The sequence below is a fragment of the Aeromonas sp. QDB17 genome, from assembly GCF_027705305.1.
Lineage (GTDB): Bacteria > Pseudomonadota > Gammaproteobacteria > Enterobacterales > Aeromonadaceae > Aeromonas > Aeromonas caviae.
Genome location: NZ_JAPDBP010000028.1, coordinates 1 through 18,297, shown reverse-complemented (window position 1 = coordinate 18,297; position 18,297 = coordinate 1). Strand labels below are relative to the sequence as shown.

Here is an 18,297-nt window from a genome sequence, read left to right as displayed (position 1 = left end):
CCCCGTTCCAGCGCAACGGCGCAACGAACACCGTGTTGGCTGAACACGTTAAACCACAGACCAAAATTTGGTGAGGTGTCCGAGTGGCTGAAGGAGCACGCCTGGAAAGTGTGTATACGGCAACGTATCGAGGGTTCGAATCCCTCCCTCACCGCCAAATAAAGTAAAAGGCCCCGTCGCAAGACGGGGCCTTTTACTTCTTCCGAAGATGGGCGGCTCGGTTCGAACCCTGTCGACAGGCGGGCAGGATAGCCCAACTGGACGGCCAGAGGCCGCCCGCAGGGCGAGCGCCAGGGATGGAGCGAGTCAATCCCGAACCAGCTTACAGCTTGAAGAATCGACCCCAGGGTCGGTTTTTGCTTCAAGGAGTCTGCCAACCCCCTGGCAGGAGAAACCCGTCATCGGCGGGGCCAGAAAAAACGGCTTGCCGCGATACCTGGCCAAGTGCCGCCCAGCCAATCCCACCCCTTCCGCCTCTCTGCTCTCTGCTCTCTGCTCTCTGTCGACAGGGGATATGCCCCGAGGGCAGCCAGCCCTCTCTCGTTGATAGCGCATTACGCCAATCAAAGAGAAAGTGACGATATAAATAACCAACACCCTCTCACAGATAGCACAGTATATTGTGATATCACTTGGATAACCGCCTCGTCCTGCCATGCCGGCACCGTCAACCTGCTCTGCAGATCAGGCGGCACAGGCCGATGCCACCGGACACTACCGGGTCTGCGCAACCTCTCGGATATTGCTCACCGATTGGATATCGTTTTGAAAAACTGATAGTTAAATGGCTACACTAGCCTCACACATCGCATAGGGATATGGACAAATGAGTCTTATTGGCTTGCTGCTGGCCCTGGCAGCCATTCTGGGTGGCAACATGATAGAAGGGGGGCACCCCAGCGCCCTGCTCGATCTGCCCGCCTTTCTCATCGTGATCGGCGGTACCGTCGGTGCCGCACTGACCCAGTTTCCTTTCTCCGTGGTTGGTAAAACCCTCAAGCGCTTCAAGTGGCTCATCACTCCCCTGCGCCTCGACATGCTGGAGCAGGCCCAACTGCTTGAAACCCTGGCGGGCAATGCACGGCGCAGTGGCATGCTGGCACTGGAGGGCATGATCGACGACATCAAGGATCCCTTCCTGCAAAAAGGGGTACAGATGATGGTCGATGGCTACGAGAAGACCAAAATCCACGAGGTACTGGAAAACGAGATCGAGTTCGAGCAGGAAGATATCGAACAGACCGTCAAATTCTACGAGGCCATGGGGGGCTACTGCCCGACCATGGGGATCGTCGGGGCCGTATTTGGCCTCATTCACGCCATGGGCCTGCTGGATGCCCCCGACAAGCTGGGGGGCGCCATCGCGGTGGCCTTTATCGCCACCATCTACGGGGTGTCGGCCGCCAACCTCATCTTCCTGCCCTTCGGCAACCGCTACAAGTCGTTTGCCCACCAGATCCGCCACTACAAGGAGATGACCCTCACCGGCATCCTCTGCATCGTGGACGGCGAGTCACAGCAACGGCTGCAAGTGACCCTTGAGCCTTACCTCGGAGGCCACAGTGGCGAAAAAGAAAAAGGCTGAGGCGCCGGAGAACCACGAACGCTGGCTGGTCTCCTACGCCGACTTCATGACACTGCTGTTCGCCCTGTTCGTGGTGCTCTACTCCTTCGCCATGGCCAAGCAGTCGGAGACTCGCGTGCTCATTCAGGGCTTTATCGAATCTCTTGGCAAGATAGGGCTGGTTTCCCTTCCCGCCGGCTCCCCCGTGATGCAGGGGGGCACAGGCATACTGGAACCCGAGTCCAAGACCACCCCCAATACCTCCCAGAAAGAGCAGGTGCTGGATACCCAGACGCCCGCAGCGGCGGCCGACCCTTTCAACGAGACCATCGGCTCCTCGGAGAAACCTACGGCCACGGAGTCCTGGCCCCACAAGACAAAGGAGCAGGATTGGGTCACGGTCACCAAGCAGAAGCTGGATCAGCAGCTCAAGAGCCAAATCGAGTCCAAGGAGATCGAGGTGGAGCAGCTTGGCAGCCAACTGGTCATCCGCATCGGCGAAAAGACCTTGTTCCCCGCCGACTCCGCCTTCTTGCAGCCCCAGTTCATTCCGCTGGTCAACAAGGTCTCGGACGTGCTGGCGGACATCCCCGGCATGGTGGTGGTCACCGGTCACACCGACAACTCCCAGGCGCCGGTGGAGCTCTATCGCAACAACTGGGAGCTGTCGGTGCTGCGGGCGGCCACCATCACCCACACCCTGCTGACCAACCCCAAGCTGGATTCACGACGGCTGATCGCCCAGGGGGTAGCGGATACCCAACCCCGTTATCCAAACGATACCACGGCTCACCGCCAGGCCAACCGCCGGGTGGAGATCGTGCTCTCCCAGGGCAAGGCGGCAGAGCAGAGCCTCCCCGTTCTCCGACCCTGAAACAGACCCCGCCATGCGGGGTCTTTTGTTTCCTGCCATCCACCGGATTTTCAAACTATCCGGTTTTTTTCTGCTAAATAAAAACGATTGAAAACAATTCTCAAACGAGAAAGTTGACCCCGCTAGCAAAACACAATTTTCATCCCGTTGATTAATAATTAATCCTTTGAAATGACATGTAAATCAGTACGAAAGTGGCATACTACGTAACGTCATTGTTAAGTCACATGATTAATTTGGTTAGGGAAAAACCTATATGTTTGCTGATATTGCCGTCCAGCACTGGGCTTTTGCTGTCTATGTCATTGGCGCCATCTGTATCTGCTTGACCATGATAGGCCTGGCGGCCTTGCTGGGGGGACGCGCCTATGGCCGTGCCAAGAACAAACCCTTCGAATCCGGGGTGGATTCCGTCGGTAACGCCCGCCTGCGCTTCTCCGCCAAGTTCTACCTGGTCGCCATGTTCTTCGTCATCTTCGATGTCGAAGCCCTCTATCTCTTTGCCTGGTCCGTCTCCGTTCGGGAGAGCGGCTGGGTCGGCTTCATCGAAGCCACCATCTTCATCACCCTGCTGCTGGTAGGCCTCCTCTACCTGTGGCGCATTGGTGCCCTCGACTGGGCCCCGAAAAAGCGTGTCCTGACTGACAAGAAACCAGACTGAACTACCGATTATCTCTTTGAGGTTGCACCATGAAGTACACCCTGACCCGGATTGACCCGGATGCGCCCGTTGAGCGCTACCCCCAGGAACAGCGCCAGACCGTCGATGATCCACTGGCGCAGCAAGCGACCCGCGGCATCATGATCGGGCGCCTCGAAGAGGTGCTGCAAGACACCGTCAACTGGGGCCGCAAGAACTCCCTATGGCCCTACAACTTCGGCATCTCCTGCTGCTACGTGGAGATGTGTACCGCCTTCACCTCTCCCCACGACGTGGCTCGCTTCGGTGCTGAGGTCATACGAGCCTCCCCCCGTCAGGCCGACTTCATGGTGATTGCCGGCACCCCCTTCATCAAGATGGCCCCTGTCATCCAGCGGCTCTATGAGCAGTTGCTCGAGCCCAAGTGGGTCATCTCCATGGGGGCCTGCGCCAACTCCGGCGGTATGTATGACATCTACTCCGTGGTTCAGGGGGTGGACAAGTTCCTGCCGGTCGATGTCTACATTCCGGGCTGCCCGCCCCGCCCCGAGGCCTTCCTGCAAGCCCTGATGCTGCTGCAGGAGTCCATCGGCAAGGAACGCCGCCCCCTCTCCTGGGTGGTGGGGGATCAGGGGATCTACCGTCCCCAGATGCAATCCGAGAAGGAACGCAAGCGCGGCGAGCGGATCAACGTGACCAACCTGCGCACGCCGGATGAGATCTGATCATGAAACTGACTCGAGAATTCCCAAGCAATTACACCATGGCCCAGTGGCAAACCGCCGATCACGCCGATGCCCAGGTGGTCGGCGAGCTGTTCGCCCACTTCGGTGCCGAGCGCTTCACCGTGCAGAGCACCCGTACCGGCGTGCCGGTCATCTGGCTCTCCCGGGATCTGCTGCTGGACGTGATGGGCTTCTTGCAAAAGCTGCCCTCCCCCTTCGTGATGCTGTTCGATCTCAGCGCCACCGACGAACGGATGCGCAGCCATCGCCACGGCCTGCCAGAGAGCGACTTTACCGTCTTCTATCACCTCATCTCCATCGACCGTAACGCCGACGTGATGCTGAAGGTGGCGCTCAAGGAGAGCGATCTCCATCTGCCCACCGTCAGCCGCCACTTCCCCAACGCCAACTGGTACGAGCGGGAAGTGTGGGATCTGATGGGGATCACCTTCGATGGCCACCCCCATCTGACCCGCATCATGATGCCCAAGAGCTGGCAAGGGCACCCCTTGCGCAAGGACTACCCGGCGCGCGCCACCGAGTTTGATCCCTTCATGCTCGATGCGGTCAAGCAGGATCAGGAGCAGGACAACCTGCTGTTCAAGCCGGAAGAGTGGGGCATGGCCCGCGGCAACGAGAACGAGGACTACATGTTCCTGAACCTCGGGCCGAACCACCCCTCCGCCCACGGCGCCTTCCGCCTGGTGCTGCAACTCGACGGGGAAGAGATCCGCGACTGCGTGCCCGACATCGGCTATCACCACCGCGGCGCCGAGAAGATGGGCGAGCGCCAGTCCTGGCACAGCTACATCCCCTACACCGACCGGGTCGAATACCTGGGCGGCGTGATGAACAACCTGCCCTATGTGCTGGCGGTCGAGAAGCTGGCCGGCATCAAGGTGCCGGCGCGGGTCGACATGATCCGGGTGATGATGGCGGAGCTGTTCCGCATCCAGAGCCACCTGCTGTTCCTTGGCACCTACATTCAGGACGTGGGGGCCATGACCCCGGTCTTCTTCACCTTCACGGACCGCCAGAAGATCTACACCATCATCGAGGCCATCACCGGAGCCCGCATGCACCCGGCCTGGTTCCGCATCGGCGGCGTGGCCCACGATCTGCCTGCCGGCTGGACCCGCCTCATCCAGGACAACCTGTTGAGCTGGCTGCCCAAGCGGTTGATGGAGTATGAAAAGGCGGCCATGCGCAACAGCATACTGCGGGGCCGCACCATCGGCGTCGCCGCCTACAACACGGCCCAGGCCCTGGCCTGGGGCACCACGGGGGGCGGTCTGCGGGCCACGGGGCTCAACTTTGACGTGCGCAAATGGCGCCCCTATTCCGGTTACGATCAGTTCGAGTTCGAGGTACCGGTGGGCAGCAACGGGGACGCCTACGACCGCGCCACCGTACGCATCGAGGAGATCCGCCAGAGCCTGTCCATTATCGAGCAGTGCATGAAAAACATGCCTGAGGGCCCCTTCAAGGCGGATCACCCGCTCACCACGCCACCGCCCAAAGAGCGCACCCTGCAGGACATCGAAACCCTGATCACCCACTTCCTGCAAGTCTCCTGGGGGCCTGTCATGCCGGCCGCCGAGTCCTTCCAGATGATAGAGGCGACCAAGGGAGTCAACAGCTATTACCTGACCAGCGACGGATCCACCATGAGCTACCGGACCCGGATCCGCACCCCGAGCTTTGCTCACCTGCAGCAGATCCCCTCGGTGATCCGCGGCCAGATGGTGTCGGATCTTATCGTCTACCTGGGCAGTATCGATTTCGTTATGTCAGATGTGGATCGTTGAGTCCTCTCGCCCCGGCAGCCGGGGCGAAGGGCAAGACGCGCAGTAAAGGGACAAGCCACAAAAGGTCAAGTCATGAGCCAATGTCAGTGTCACAATAACCAGACCCCACAAGGGCAAGGGGCATGCAGCAGCCAGCAGGGAGATTTCGTCCTGAGCCAGGCTGAGCGCGATGCCATCGAACACGAGAAACACCACTACGAAGATCCCCGTGCAGCCAGCATCGAAGCGCTCAAGATAGTGCAACAGGCCCGTGGCTGGGTGCCTGACGGCGCCATTCACGCCATCGGCGCCGAGCTCGGCATCCCCGCCAGCGACGTGGAAGGGGTCGCCACCTTCTACAGCCAGATCTTCCGCCAGCCGGTGGGTCGTCACATCATCCGCGTCTGCGACAGCATGGTCTGCTACATCAACGGCCACGAGCAGTTGCTTGCCGGTCTGAAAGAGGTCGTCAATCTGGCCCCCGGTCAGACTTCCCCGGATGGCCGCTTCACCCTGTTGCCCGTCTGCTGCCTCGGCAACTGCGACAAGGGGCCGGCCATCATGATCGATGACGATACCTATGGCGGACTCGATGCCGTCAGCCTGCTGAAAACCCTGGAGGCTTACCCATGAGCATTCAGCCAGGCAAGACGCTTGCCTCCCTCGGCACCGCCAACCGCATCCCCCGCACCGCCGAGACTCACCCTCTCACCTGGCGCCTGCGGGACGACGGCCAGCCGGTGTGGCTCGAGGAGTATCAGGCAAAACAGGGCTATGAGGCCGCCCGCAAGGCCCTTGGCCAGATGAGCCCGGATGACATCGTCAGCACCGTCAAGGATGCCGGCCTCAAGGGACGCGGCGGCGCCGGTTTCTCCACCGGCGTGAAGTGGGGCCTGATGCCCAAAGACGAGAGCATGAACATCCGTTACCTGCTCTGCAACGCCGACGAGATGGAACCCAATACCTACAAAGACCGCATGCTGATGGAGCAGCTGCCCCACCTGCTGATCGAGGGGATGATCATCAGTGCCCGGGCTCTCAAGGCCTATCGCGGCTACATCTTCCTGCGCGGCGAGTACGTGGATGCCGCCATCCACCTGCGCCGCGCCGTGGAAGAGGCCAAGGCCGCGGGGTTCCTTGGCAAGAACATCCTGGGCTCGGGCTTTGACTTCGAGCTGTTCGTCCACACCGGCGCAGGTCGCTACATCTGCGGCGAAGAGACGGCCCTCATCAACTCCCTGGAAGGACGGCGCGCCAACCCGCGGGCCAAACCCCCCTTCCCCGCCGTCTCCGGCGTCTGGGGCAAGCCCACCTGCGTCAACAACGTCGAAACCCTGTGCAACGTCCCCGCCATCATCGGCAACGGTGTGGCCTGGTATCAGGGGCTGGCACTGCCGGGTTCGGAAGATCACGGCACCAAGCTGATGGGCTTTTCCGGCAAGGTCAACAATCCCGGCCTGTGGGAGCTGCCCTTTGGCATCACCGCCCGCGAGCTGTTCGAGGAGTACGCAGGCGGCATGAAGCCCGGCTATCGCCTGAAAACCTGGCAACCGGGCGGCGCCGGCACCGGCTTCCTGCTGCCCGAGCACCTGGATGCCCAGATGTATGCAGGCGGCATCGGCAAGGTGGGCACCCGCATGGGTACGGGCCTTGCCATGGCGGTGGATGACAGCATCAACATGGTCTCACTGCTGCGCAACATGGAGGAGTTCTTTGCCCGCGAATCCTGCGGCTGGTGCACCCCCTGCCGCGACGGCCTGCCCTGGAGCGTCAAGATCCTGCGGGCGCTGGAGCGGGGCGAGGGCCAACCCGAGGATCTCGCGACCCTGGAACAGCTCGTCAGTTTCCTGGGCCCGGGCAAGACCTTCTGTGCCCATGCCCCCGGCGCCGTCGAGCCCCTTGGCAGTGCGATGAAGTATTTCCGGTCCGAGTTCGAGGCCGGGGTCAAGGCCCCCCATGACAATCACAAGCTGTTCAAGGGTATCCAGCCCAACCTGCTGGGCGAGCGCTGGTAAGCGCCAGGACGCATCGGGCAATAGCCGATTTCATAAAACAGGTTTCAGGGAAGTTGTATGGCAACCATTCATGTAGACGGTAAAGAGTACGAGGTAGACGGGGCAGACAACCTGCTGCAAGCCTGTCTGTCGCTGGGTCTGGACGTCCCCTATTTTTGCTGGCACCCGGCGCTGGGTAGCGTCGGTGCCTGCCGCCAGTGCGCGGTCAAACAGTATCAGAATGCCGACGACAAGCGCGGCCGCCTGGTCATGTCCTGCATGACCCCCTCCACTGATGGCACCTATATCTCCATCGAGGATGAAGAGGCGAAGGAGTTTCGCAAGACGGTGGTGGAGTGGCAGATGACCAACCATCCCCACGACTGCCCGGTGTGCGAAGAGGGTGGCGCCTGCCACCTGCAGGACATGACGGTAATGACGGGCCACAACAGCCGCCGCTACCGTTTCACCAAGCGCACCCACCAGAATCAGGATCTGGGTCCCTTCATCAACCACGAGATGAACCGCTGCATCGCCTGCTACCGCTGCGTACGCTATTACAAGGATTACGCCGGTGGCGAGGATCTCGGGGTCTATGGCGCCCATGACAACGTCTACTTCGGCCGGGTCGAGGATGGCACCCTGGAGAGCGAATTCTCCGGCAACCTGGTGGAGGTCTGTCCCACTGGCGTCTTCACCGACAAGACCCACTCCGAGCGTTACAACCGCAAGTGGGACATGCAGTTCGCCCCCAGCATCTGCCAGGGGTGCTCGGTCGGCTGCAACATCAGCCCGGGTGAGCGCTACGGCGAGCTGCGCCGCATCGAGAACCGTTTCCACGGCGCCCTGAACCACTATTTCCTCTGCGATCGCGGCCGCTTCGGCTACGGTCACGTCAATCTGACCGACCGCCCGCGCCAACCCCTGCTGCAAGATGGCAGTGACAAGCTGGCCATCACGGTGGATGGCGCCCTGAACCGGGCCGCGGATGCGCTGCGCACCGCCAGCGGCGTCATCGGCATCGGCTCACCCCGCGCCTCCTTGGAGAGCAACTTCGCCCTGCGCGAACTGGTGGGGGCCGCCAACTTCTACTCCGGGGTCGAGCAGAGCGAATGGAAATGCCTGCAGAAGATGCTGGACATTCTGGAGCACGGCGGCGTGCGTACTCCCAGCCTGCGCGACATGGAAGAGGCCGACGCCGTGCTGGTGCTCGGGGAAGATGTCACCCAGACCGCCGCCCGCATCGCCCTGGCCCTGCGTCAGGCGGTGAAAGGCAAGGGGCGCGACATTGCCCGCAAGCTGAAGGTGGACCTCTGGCAGGTCGCTGCCGTGCAGACCCTGGCCCAGAACCAGCGCTACCCCTTGCTCATCACCAGTCTGGATGCCACCCGCCTGGATGACGTGGCGAGCAGCACCCTGCACGCCCCCCACGCGGATCAGGCGCGCCTCGGGTTTGCCATCGCCCACCTGCTGGATGCCAGTGCACCGGCACCAACGGATCTCTCCCCCGAACAGCAGGCCCTCGCCGCCCAATGGGCCGACCTGCTTGGCAACGCCAAAAAGCCCCTCATCATCGCAGGCAATGGTGCCCGCAACGAGGCGCTGATCGAAGCGGCCAGCAACATCGCCCGCGCCCTCAAGGGCCGTGGCCAGGCCGCGGAACTTGCCCTGGTGGCTCAGGAAGCCAACAGCCTGGGGCTGGCCATGCTGGCCCGGCATGCCGCCCCGCTGGAGGCAGCCCTCGAGCGCATGGAAGGGGAAGAGAGGCTTGCCCTGGTCGTTCTTGAGAACGACCTCTACCGCCGAGCCCCCCGCAGCCGGGTGGACGCCGCCCTGGATCGCCTGCAACACCTGCTGGTCATCGACCATCAGGAGACGGCCACCGCGAAGAAGGCGGATTTGGTGCTACCTGCCGCCAGTTTTGCCGAAGGCGATGGCACCCTGGTCAACATGGAAGGCCGCGCCCAGCGCTTCTTCCAGGTCTATGCTCCCGCCTTCTACAACACCGATATCCAGGTGCGCGAGAGCTGGCGCTGGCTGGATGCCCTGCAAGGGAGCCAGCAACCGCGTTCGGTTCGCTGGAACACCTTCGACGATGTGAGTCGCGATTGCGCCGCCAGCGCCCCGCTGCTCACCACCATGGGTGAAGCTGCACCCAACGCCGGCCTGCGCATTCGCGGCATGAAGCTCGCCCGGGAGCCGCACCGCTACAGTGGTCGCACCTCCATGCTGGCGAACCAGAACGTGAGCGAGCCCAGAGTCGCCCAGGATCCCGATTCGCCGTTCGCCTTCTCCATGGAAGGCTATGCCGGTGCCCGCCAGCCCCTCTCCCAGGTACCGTTTGCCTGGGCGCCGGGCTGGAACTCCCCCTCCGCCTGGAACAAGTTCCAGGACGAGGTGGGTGGCAACCTGCGTGCCGGGGACCCCGGTCGCCGCCTGCTGGAGCCGGGCGAAGGCAACCTGGGCTGGTTTGGCGCCATCCCGGCCCCCTTCCAGCCCGCCGCATCCCTGCAGGTGGTGAGCTATGACCAGCTGTTCGGTGGCGAGGAGCTCTCCGCCAGAAGCCCGGTCATCCAGGCTCGCATGGGGGAACCCACCCTGGTACTGAACCCGGCGGATGCCACACGCCTGGCACTATCCCCTGACGCACTGGTGGCCTTCTCCTGGGGTGGCAACCACTGGCGCCTGCGTCTTCGCCTGAGCGATGCGCTGGCTCCGGGCCTGGCAGGGTTGCCACTCGGGGTGAACGGCCTGCCGACCGCCCTGCACCACGCCCTGATCGATAACCTGCAGGAGGTCATCGCATGAGCGACTCTCTGATGGATCTGCTGATCGAGGTCGGCAAGGCCCTGGTCGTGCTCGTGGGGATCGTGGGGGCCGGCGCCTTCATGAGCTTCATTGAGCGCCGCCTGCTGGCACTGTGGCAGGACCGTTACGGCCCCAACCGGGTTGGCCCCTTCGGCCTGCTGCAACTGGCGGCCGACATGGTCAAGATGTTCTTCAAGGAGGACTGGATCCCGCCCTTTGCGGATCGCCGGATCTTCGTGCTGGCCCCCATCATCGCCTTCACCGCCTTCATCCTGGCGTTTGCGGTGGTGCCCATCACCCCCACCTGGGGCGTGGCGGATCTCAACGTGGGGCTGCTCTATATCCTGGCGATCGCCGGGCTGGCGGTCTATGCCGTGCTGTTCGCCGGCTGGTCGAGCAACAACAAGTACTCCCTGCTCGGCAGCCTGCGCGCCTCGGCCCAGACCCTCTCCTACGAGGTGTTCCTTGGCCTCTCGCTCATGGGCATCGTCATCCAGACCGGCAGCTTCAACCTGCGTGACATCGTCGAGGCCCAGGCCGGCATGTGGAACGTGATACCCCAGATCCTGGGCTTCGTCACCTTCCTGTTTGCCGGGGTCGCCGTCACCCACCGCCACCCGTTTGACCAGCCGGAGGCCGAGCAGGAGCTCGCCGACGGTTATCACATCGAGTACGCGGGCATGAAGTGGGGTCTCTTCTTCGTGGGGGAGTACATCGGCATCGTGCTGATCTCTTCCCTCATCGTGACCCTCTTCTTCGGTGGCTGGCACGGCCCCTGGCTGCCGCCCTTCATCTGGTTCGCCCTGAAGACCGCCTGTTTCATGGTGTTCTTCATCCTGCTGCGGGCCTCCCTGCCCCGCCCGCGCTTCGACCAGGTGATGTCCTTTGGCTGGAAAGTGTGCCTGCCCCTGACCCTGCTCAACATGCTGGTCACCGCTGCCGTGGTGCTGATGAATGCGTGAGCAAAACGAGATGGACATGACGATGATTCGGCCGTCTGCGGCAAGGAAACGCCCAGACGCCAGTGCTGATAAATGTGCAGTGAGGCACCTATGAAAATTACGAGCATTATCAAGGGTGTTGGCACCCAGTTGCGCAGTCTTGGGATGGTCTTCTCCCATGCCTGGCGCCCCCGTGAAACCCTGAGCTACCCGGAGCAGCCGGTCTACGCCGCCCCCCGTTTTCGCGGTCGCATAGTACTGACCCGGGATCCTGACGGCGACGAACGCTGCGTGGCGTGCAACCTGTGTGCTGTTGCCTGCCCGGTCGGTTGCATCTCCTTGCAGAAGTCGGAGCGGGAAGATGGTCGCTGGTACCCGGAGTTCTTTCGCATCAACTTCTCCCGCTGCATCTTCTGCGGCCTGTGCGAGGAGGCCTGCCCCACCACCGCCATCCAGCTGACGCCGGATTTCGAGATGGGGGAGTATCGTCGCCAGGATCTGGTGTATGAGAAGGAAGATCTGCTGATAAGCGGCCCCGGCAAATACCCGGACTACAACTTCTACCGCATGAGCGGGATGGCCATCGACGGCAAACCCAAAGGGGATGCCGAGAACGAAGCCAAGCCCATCGATGTCAAGAGCCTGCTGCCCTAGGAGTCAATCATGGAACTGGCATTCTATGCCGCGGCCCTGGTCGCCGTTTACAGCACGCTGCGGGTGATCAGCACCAGCAACCCCATGCATGCGCTGCTCAATCTCATCATCTCCCTCATCGCCGTGGCCATGATCTTCTTTTGCCTGGGCGCGGCCTTTGCGGGGGCCCTGCAGGTGATCGTCTACGCCGGCGCCATCATGGTGCTGTTCGTGTTCGTGGTGATGATGCTGAACCTGGGGAGCGCCCAGGATCAGGAGAAGAAGTGGCTCACCCCCATGACCTGGGGTGGCCCGGCCCTGCTCTCCCTCATTTTGCTGGGCTTTCTGGCCCACGGCATTCTCGGCGTGACCGGCGGTGAACTGGGTCTGACCGAGGTCAGCGCCAAGGAAGTCGGTATCGCCCTGTTCGGCCCCTATGTGCTGGCGGTGGAGCTCGCCTCCATCCTGCTGCTGGCGGGTCTGGTCACCGCCTATCACCTGGGCCGCGAGGACAAGAGCGGGGAAGTGCTCTCCGTGCCTCGCACCACACAGGAAGGAGGTCAGCAATGAGCGACATCCCCGTGGTGAGGCATGGCTCGCTGTCGGCAGCCCGCCCCCTTTCCATCCAGCAAGCACAAGGAGCATGGCGATGAGTGGAATTCCCATGGAGCACGGCCTCCTGCTGGCGGCCATTTTGTTTGCCATCGGCCTGTGCGGCCTGCTGATACGCCGCAACCTGTTGTTTATCCTCATGAGTATCGAAATCATGATGAACGCGTCCGCCCTGGCGTTCGTGGTGGCGGGTAGCCGCTGGGCCCAGGCCGACGGCCAGATCATGTACATACTGGTGATTTCTCTGGCGGCAGCGGAGGCCAGTATCGGCCTCGCCCTGTTACTGCTGCTCTATCGTCGTTACCACACCCTGAACGTGGACACTGTGAGCGAGATGCGCGGATGAGCCTCCTATATCTGACTTTCCTGTTCCCGCTGCTGGGATGGCTGCTGCTGGCCTTCTCCCTCGGCCGCCTCGGCGAGCGCACCTCGGCGCTCATCGGTGTCGGCAGCATCGGTCTCTCGGCCCTCACTACCCTGTGGGTCGGCATCGATTTTCTCAATACCATGCCGGAAGGCGGCGTCTATACCCAGACCCTGTGGCAGTGGATGACGGTGGGCGAGTTCCAGCCCGCCTTCCGTCTCTCCCTGGACGGGCTGTCGCTGACCATGCTGGGGGTCGTGACCGGGGTGGGCTTCTTCATCCACCTGTTCGCCTCCTGGTACATGCGCGGGGAAGAGGGGTATTCACGCTTCTTCACCTACACCAACCTCTTCATCGCCAGCATGCTGTTCCTGGTGCTGGCCGATGACCTGCTGTTCGTCTACCTGGGCTGGGAAGGGGTGGGGCTGTGCAGCTACCTGCTGATCGGCTTCTACTACAAGGATCGCAACAACGGCGCCGCCGCCCTCAAGGCGTTCGTGGTGACCCGGGTCGGCGACGTCTTCCTCGCCATCGGGCTCTTCGTGCTCTATCGCGAGCTCGGCACCCTCAACATTCACGAGCTGCTGGTGCGCGCCCCCGCGATGTTCGCAGAAGGCTCCCCTGCCCTGTCGTTCGCCTGCCTGATGCTGCTCGGCGGCGCGGTCGGCAAATCCGCCCAGCTGCCGCTGCAGACCTGGCTGGCAGACGCCATGGCGGGCCCGACCCCGGTCTCGGCGCTGATCCACGCGGCCACCATGGTGACCGCTGGTGTCTATCTCATCGCCCGCACCCACGGCCTCTTCCTGCTGGCACCGGAGATCCTCCATCTGGTGGCGCTGGTTGGTGCCATTACCCTGGTACTGGCGGGCTTCGCCGCCCTGGTACAGACCGACATCAAGCGGATCCTGGCCTACTCCACCATGAGCCAGATTGGCTACATGTTCCTGGCCCTGGGGGTCGGTGCCTGGGAAGGGGCCATCTTCCACCTGATGACCCACGCCTTCTTCAAGGCGCTGCTGTTCCTCTCCGCCGGGGCCGTCATTGTTGCGACCCACCACGAGCAGAACATCTTCAAGATGGGGGGCCTGCGCAAATCGCTGCCGCTGGTCTACGCCTGCTTCCTGGTGGGGGGCTCGGCGCTCGCCGCGCTGCCGCTGGTGACCGCCGGTTTCTACAGTAAGGACGCCATCCTCTGGCAGGTGCAGGCCAGTGGCCAGAGCGCCCTGCTGTGGGCCGGTCTGGGGGGGGCTTTCCTGACCTCCCTCTACACCTTCCGCCTCATCTTCATCGCCTTCCACGGCAAGGCGCAGACCGAGGCGCACAAAGGTCACGGCCTTGCCCACCATCTGCCACTGCTGGTGCTGCTGGTGCTCTCCACCGGCGTCGGCGCCCTCATCGTGCCGCCGCTCGCCGGAGTACTGCCGGCCGGCCCGGGAGATCACATCGAAGAGGGACGCCATGGCCTCGAGATCCTCTCCGGCGTCATCGCCGTGGCAGGCATTGCGCTGGCCGCCTTCCTCTTCCTCGGCGAACGTCGCCTGGCGAAGGGGATCGCCGAGAGTGCACCGGGGCGGGCTCTGTCCACCCTCTGGTTCAATGCCTGGGGCTTTGACTGGCTTTATGACCTGATTTGGGTCAAGCCCTACCTGCTGGCGACTCGCCTGCTCGGCAAGGATCCGCTGGACAGGATGATGAACCTGCCCGCCGTGCTGGCCCAGGGGGGGCATCAGCTGCTGGCCTGGACCGTCTCCGGCAAGTTGCGCTGGTACGCAGCCTCCATGGGGATGGGCGCCGCCCTGATCCTGGCCCTGCTGCTGCTCGGCTGATCCATGAGCCCAATATTGTGTGGCAGGCTCAGCGCCTGCCCGACTAGAACCTAGATGAGAGCTGATATCGTGACCTTACTCTGGATCTTGCTAATTCCCTTCATCGGCGGCTTGCTCTGCTGGCAGATGGAGCGGCTCGGCGGACAGTTTGTCCGCTGGGTGGCCCTCGCCTCCATGAGCGCCTGTCTGGTGCTCTCCAGCGCCATCTGGCTCGGTGGTGACTTCACCCTCGCCAACCCCGGCCTCCCCGTCTGGGCAGCCGAGTGGCAACAACCCTGGATCCCCCGCTTCGGCATCTCCCTGCACCTCGCCGTGGACGGGCTGTCGCTCCTGATGGTGATCCTCACCAGCTTCATCGGCGTGCTGGCAATCCTCTGTTCCTGGAAGGAGATCGTCCAGCGCATCGGCTTCTTCCACCTCAACCTGCTGTGGATCCTGGGGGGCGTGCTCGGCGTCTTCATGGCGGTGGATCTGTTCCTCTTCTTCTTCTTCTGGGAGATGATGCTGGTGCCGATGTACTTCCTGATCGCGCTCTGGGGCCACTCGGTCACCGATGGCAAGTCGCGCATCAACGCCGCCACCAAGTTCTTCATCTACACCCAGGCGAGCGGCCTCATCATGCTGGTGGCCATCCTGGGCCTGGTACTGACCCACCACGCCGCCACCGGTGTCTTCACCTTCAACTATCAGGAACTGCTCAACACCCCCATGAGCAGCACGGTACAGTGGCTGCTGATGCTGGGCTTCTTCATCGCCTTCGCGGTCAAGATGCCCCTGGTGCCGCTCCATGGCTGGCTCCCTGACGCCCACAGCCAGGCGCCCACCGCAGGCTCCGTGGACTTGGCGGGCATCTTGCTCAAAACCGCCGCCTACGGCCTGCTGCGCTTCACTCTGCCGCTTTTCCCCGAGGCGTCCGCCGAGTTTGCCCCCTACGCCATGGTGCTCGGCCTCATCGGCATCGTCTATGGCGCCCTGCTGGCCTTTGCCCAGACCGACATCAAGCGGCTGGTTGCCTACACCAGCATCTCCCACATGGGCTTCGTGATGATCGCCATCTACTCGGGCAGCGAGCTGGCCCTGCAAGGGGCAGTAGTACAGATGATTGCCCACGGGCTCTCGGCCGCTGGCCTCTTCATCCTGTGCGGTCAGCTCTACGAGCGTCTGCACACCCGGGATCTGCGCCAGATGGGCGGTCTCTGGGGACGGCTGCGCTACCTGCCCGGCGTGATGCTGTTCTTCTCCGTTGCATCCCTCGGGATGCCGGGGACCGGCAACTTCGTCGGCGAGTTCCTGATCCTCATCGGCAGCTTCCAGGTGGCCCCCGTCATCACCGTCATCGCCACCTTCGGGCTGGTGCTGGCCTCGGTCTACTCCCTCATCATGCTGCAACGGGCCTGCTTCGGGACGCCCCGGGAGGAGAGCATGCTCAAGGGGCTGGATACTCGGGAACTGACCATGATGCTGACCATCGCCGGCCTCTTGGTGCTGCTCGGTCTCTATCCCCAGCCGGTGCTCGACACCGCCAGCAGCAGCCTCCTGAGCGTGCTGCACTGGTACGCGCTGCCGGGCACGGGGGCGCTGCAATGATGCTTTCTCTTTCGCCTTCCTTGTCCATGTCGGGAGCACTGTCATGACGTTTACTGTTTCTCAACTGCTGGCCCTGCTGCCCCTGTTGCTGACCACGGGGGCCATGGTGGCCCTGATGCTGGCCATCGCCTGGAAGCGCTGTGACGACACCGCCTTCGTGGTCACCATCATCGGCCTCAACCTCGCGCTCTTCTCCCTGCCCATCGTGATGGCCCAGGGGGATCAGGGGGTCACTCCCCTGCTGCAAGTGGACGCTTACGCGGTCTTCTACATGGGGCTGGTGCTCATCGGGGCCCTGGCCACCTGTACCTTCGGTCGCACCTGGCTCAAGGGCTATCCGGACAACCGGGAAGAGTTCTACCTGCTGCTGCTCATCGCCACCGCAGGTGGTCTGGTGCTGGCGGCCTCCCGTCACCTCGCCTCGCTCTTCATCGGGATCGAGATGCTGACCCTGCCCATGTTCGGTCTGGTGGGGTATGCCTATCGCGAGCGGCACTCGCTGGAAGCCAGCATCAAGTACATGGTGCTCTCCGCCAGTGCCACCGCCTTCCTGCTGTTCGGCATGGCACTGCTCTACGCCCAGGCCGGAAGCCTGAGCTTCAGCGATCTCGGTGTGACCCTGGCCCAGAGCCCGGCTCACCATCCGCTGCTGATGGGGGGCTTTGGCCTGATGCTGGTCGGTTTTGCGTTCAAGCTGTCCCTCGCCCCCTTCCACCTCTGGACCCCGGACGTCTATGAAGGGGCGCCGGCACCGGTGGCCACCTTCCTCGCCACCGTGAGCAAGATAGCCGTGTTCTGCGTGCTGCTGCGCTTCTACCTGGCGGTACCCGCCACCTCGGATCCCATGATCCACTGGCTGCTGGCGGCCATGGCAGTCATCTCCATCGTGGTCGGCAACCTCCTGGCGCTGATCCAGACCAACATCAAGCGGATGATGGGTTACTCCTCCATCTCCCACTTCGGCTATCTGCTGGCAGTGGTGGTGGCAAGCCGCCTCGGCGAGATGCCGGTGGAAGCGGCGGGTGTCTACCTGCTGATGTACCTGTTCACCAGCCTGGGGGCCTTCGGCGTCATCAGCATGATGTCCAGCCCCTATCGCGGCAAGGATGCGGACTCCCTGCACAGTTATCGCGGTCTGTTCTGGAAGCGCCCCTATCTGACGGCGGTGATGACGGTGATGATGCTCTCCCTCGCGGGTATCCCCATGACGCTGGGCTTCATCGGCAAGTTCTACCTCATCGGTGTCACCGTCGATGCCAAGCTGTGGTGGCTCAGTGGCGCCATCGTGCTCGGCAGTGCCCTGGGGCTCTACTACTACCTGCGGGTCATGGTCACCCTCTACCTGCGTGAACCCGGCATGCAACTGCGCGATGCCAGGGCCGACTGGGCCTTCTCCTCCGGGGGCCTGGTGGTGCTGCTCTCCGCCATTCTGGTGGTATTGCTCGGCATCTACCCCCAGCCCGTCATCAGCCTGGTGCAGGGCTTCCAACACGTGGTGCTGCGCTAGCCTCAGGTTCAGCTCACACAGCAAAACCGGCCTCCATGGCCGGTTTTTTTATCTCCCGGGGGGCCGCTCCTTGTGGCATTCCGGTTCAGGATGCCAACCCCCTCCCCTCTCTACGCTGCTCTAACCGCTGCGTATCTGCAACCGGCCATCGACTCACAGGATTGAAGAACGCCTCAGAACGCCTCACTCGCCCTATGAAAAGACCGGCCACTGGGGCCTAAGCTGGTCAATCAAGGGGACTCACGTGGCGCAAGTGCTAAATAGGTTGCACCCTCCCCTTGTTCACTCCATGGGCATGAAGTGGCAATACAGGGTGACAACCCCTGTTTTGTGGAGCAGGAAGAGCATCTGCTCGGGAGGAGTGATACCAATCGGATTAAACATTAGGTCAGTTTTATCCAATCTCGGCTACAAAGTGACATCACCCGCTCCACA

At 62.6% G+C, this 18,297-nt stretch carries 15 protein-coding genes and 1 tRNA gene; all 16 read left to right on the top strand.

Annotated elements, in window-relative coordinates; all coding sequences use genetic code 11:
• Positions 1–69: 69 nt before the first annotated feature.
• The 16 genes from OKC41_RS18790 (at position 70) to nuoN (ending at position 17,862) form a co-directional block, all read left to right on the top strand.
• Positions 70–157 (top strand) — tRNA-Ser (locus tag OKC41_RS18790).
• 669 nt (positions 158–826) lie between these two features.
• Positions 827–1,585 carry a flagellar motor protein gene (locus OKC41_RS18785; RefSeq protein ID WP_039038709.1) on the top strand — a complete coding sequence of 253 codons (759 nt, stop codon included), beginning with the start codon at positions 827–829 and terminating at the stop codon, positions 1,583–1,585.
• Positions 1,563–2,438: a flagellar motor protein MotB gene (locus tag OKC41_RS18780; RefSeq protein ID WP_201901177.1), complete on the top strand. Its 876-nt coding sequence runs from the start codon at positions 1,563–1,565 to the stop codon at positions 2,436–2,438. Before OKC41_RS18785 ends, OKC41_RS18780 begins: the two co-directional genes overlap by 23 nt.
• Before the next feature lie 256 nt (positions 2,439–2,694).
• On the top strand, positions 2,695–3,099 hold the full coding sequence (locus OKC41_RS18775; RefSeq protein ID WP_039038710.1) for an NADH-quinone oxidoreductase subunit A: 405 nt from the start codon (positions 2,695–2,697) through the stop codon (positions 3,097–3,099).
• 29 nt (positions 3,100–3,128) lie between these two features.
• Positions 3,129–3,803, top strand: a complete 675-nt coding sequence (locus OKC41_RS18770) for an NADH-quinone oxidoreductase subunit B family protein (protein WP_010675028.1) — start codon at positions 3,129–3,131, stop codon at positions 3,801–3,803.
• A 38-nt stretch (positions 3,804–3,841) separates the two neighbouring features.
• Positions 3,842–5,611, top strand: a complete 1,770-nt coding sequence (gene nuoC / locus OKC41_RS18765; RefSeq protein ID WP_197713285.1) for an NADH-quinone oxidoreductase subunit C/D — start codon at positions 3,842–3,844, stop codon at positions 5,609–5,611.
• Positions 5,612–5,683: 72 nt separating this feature from the next.
• Positions 5,684–6,223 carry an NADH-quinone oxidoreductase subunit NuoE gene (gene nuoE / locus OKC41_RS18760; RefSeq protein ID WP_010675030.1) on the top strand — a complete coding sequence of 180 codons (540 nt, stop codon included), beginning with the start codon at positions 5,684–5,686 and terminating at the stop codon, positions 6,221–6,223.
• Positions 6,220–7,605 (top strand): NADH-quinone oxidoreductase subunit NuoF, encoded by a 1,386-nt coding sequence (gene nuoF, locus OKC41_RS18755; RefSeq protein ID WP_113977587.1) that lies wholly within the window; start codon positions 6,220–6,222, stop codon positions 7,603–7,605. Before nuoE ends, nuoF begins: the two co-directional genes overlap by 4 nt.
• Before the next feature lie 57 nt (positions 7,606–7,662).
• The gene (gene nuoG, locus OKC41_RS18750) at positions 7,663–10,392 is read left to right on the top strand and encodes an NADH-quinone oxidoreductase subunit NuoG (protein WP_201893759.1); all 2,730 of its coding nucleotides are present in this window, start codon (positions 7,663–7,665) and stop codon (positions 10,390–10,392) included.
• Positions 10,389–11,354 (top strand): NADH-quinone oxidoreductase subunit NuoH, encoded by a 966-nt coding sequence (gene nuoH / locus OKC41_RS18745; RefSeq protein WP_010675033.1) that lies wholly within the window; start codon positions 10,389–10,391, stop codon positions 11,352–11,354. Before nuoG ends, nuoH begins: the two co-directional genes overlap by 4 nt.
• Before the next feature lie 90 nt (positions 11,355–11,444).
• A complete protein-coding gene (gene nuoI / locus OKC41_RS18740) occupies positions 11,445–11,987 on the top strand; it encodes an NADH-quinone oxidoreductase subunit NuoI (protein ID WP_010675034.1) in 543 nt (180 codons plus the stop codon).
• A gap of 9 nt (positions 11,988–11,996) precedes the next feature.
• Positions 11,997–12,536, top strand: coding sequence for an NADH-quinone oxidoreductase subunit J (gene nuoJ / locus OKC41_RS18735; RefSeq protein ID WP_010675035.1), 540 nt, complete (start codon positions 11,997–11,999; stop codon positions 12,534–12,536).
• Positions 12,537–12,615: 79 nt separating this feature from the next.
• Positions 12,616–12,924: an NADH-quinone oxidoreductase subunit NuoK gene (gene nuoK, locus OKC41_RS18730; protein WP_010675036.1), complete on the top strand. Its 309-nt coding sequence runs from the start codon at positions 12,616–12,618 to the stop codon at positions 12,922–12,924.
• Positions 12,921–14,768, top strand: coding sequence for an NADH-quinone oxidoreductase subunit L (gene nuoL / locus OKC41_RS18725; protein ID WP_102983844.1), 1,848 nt, complete (start codon positions 12,921–12,923; stop codon positions 14,766–14,768). The genes nuoK and nuoL overlap by 4 nt, the downstream gene beginning before the upstream one ends.
• Positions 14,769–14,837: 69 nt before the next feature.
• Positions 14,838–16,355: an NADH-quinone oxidoreductase subunit M gene (gene nuoM, locus OKC41_RS18720; protein WP_010675038.1), complete on the top strand. Its 1,518-nt coding sequence runs from the start codon at positions 14,838–14,840 to the stop codon at positions 16,353–16,355.
• Positions 16,356–16,398: 43 nt separating this feature from the next.
• Complete coding sequence (gene nuoN / locus OKC41_RS18715) at positions 16,399–17,862, top strand: NADH-quinone oxidoreductase subunit NuoN (RefSeq protein WP_039038715.1); 1,464 nt, start codon at positions 16,399–16,401, stop codon at positions 17,860–17,862.
• Positions 17,863–18,297 lie beyond the last annotated feature (435 nt).

Excerpts from the sequence above, each read along its gene's own strand:
- nuoN (WP_039038715.1), top strand. The coding sequence starts at position 16,399 with ATGACGTTTACTGTTTCTCAACTGCTGGCCCTGCTGCCCCTGTTGCTG.
- nuoI (WP_010675034.1), top strand. The coding sequence starts at position 11,445 with ATGAAAATTACGAGCATTATCAAGGGTGTTGGCACCCAGTTGCGCAGT.
- OKC41_RS18785 (WP_039038709.1), top strand. The coding sequence starts at position 827 with ATGAGTCTTATTGGCTTGCTGCTGGCCCTGGCAGCCATTCTGGGTGGC.
- OKC41_RS18770 (WP_010675028.1), top strand. The coding sequence starts at position 3,129 with ATGAAGTACACCCTGACCCGGATTGACCCGGATGCGCCCGTTGAGCGC.
- nuoJ (WP_010675035.1), top strand. The coding sequence starts at position 11,997 with ATGGAACTGGCATTCTATGCCGCGGCCCTGGTCGCCGTTTACAGCACG.
- nuoC (WP_197713285.1), top strand. The coding sequence starts at position 3,842 with ATGGCCCAGTGGCAAACCGCCGATCACGCCGATGCCCAGGTGGTCGGC.
- OKC41_RS18775 (WP_039038710.1), top strand. The coding sequence starts at position 2,695 with ATGTTTGCTGATATTGCCGTCCAGCACTGGGCTTTTGCTGTCTATGTC.
- nuoH (WP_010675033.1), top strand. The coding sequence starts at position 10,389 with ATGAGCGACTCTCTGATGGATCTGCTGATCGAGGTCGGCAAGGCCCTG.
- nuoE (WP_010675030.1), top strand. The coding sequence starts at position 5,684 with ATGAGCCAATGTCAGTGTCACAATAACCAGACCCCACAAGGGCAAGGG.
- nuoG (WP_201893759.1), top strand. The coding sequence starts at position 7,663 with ATGGCAACCATTCATGTAGACGGTAAAGAGTACGAGGTAGACGGGGCA.
- nuoK (WP_010675036.1), top strand. The coding sequence starts at position 12,616 with ATGAGTGGAATTCCCATGGAGCACGGCCTCCTGCTGGCGGCCATTTTG.
- nuoF (WP_113977587.1), top strand. The coding sequence starts at position 6,220 with ATGAGCATTCAGCCAGGCAAGACGCTTGCCTCCCTCGGCACCGCCAAC.
- nuoL (WP_102983844.1), top strand. The coding sequence starts at position 12,921 with ATGAGCCTCCTATATCTGACTTTCCTGTTCCCGCTGCTGGGATGGCTG.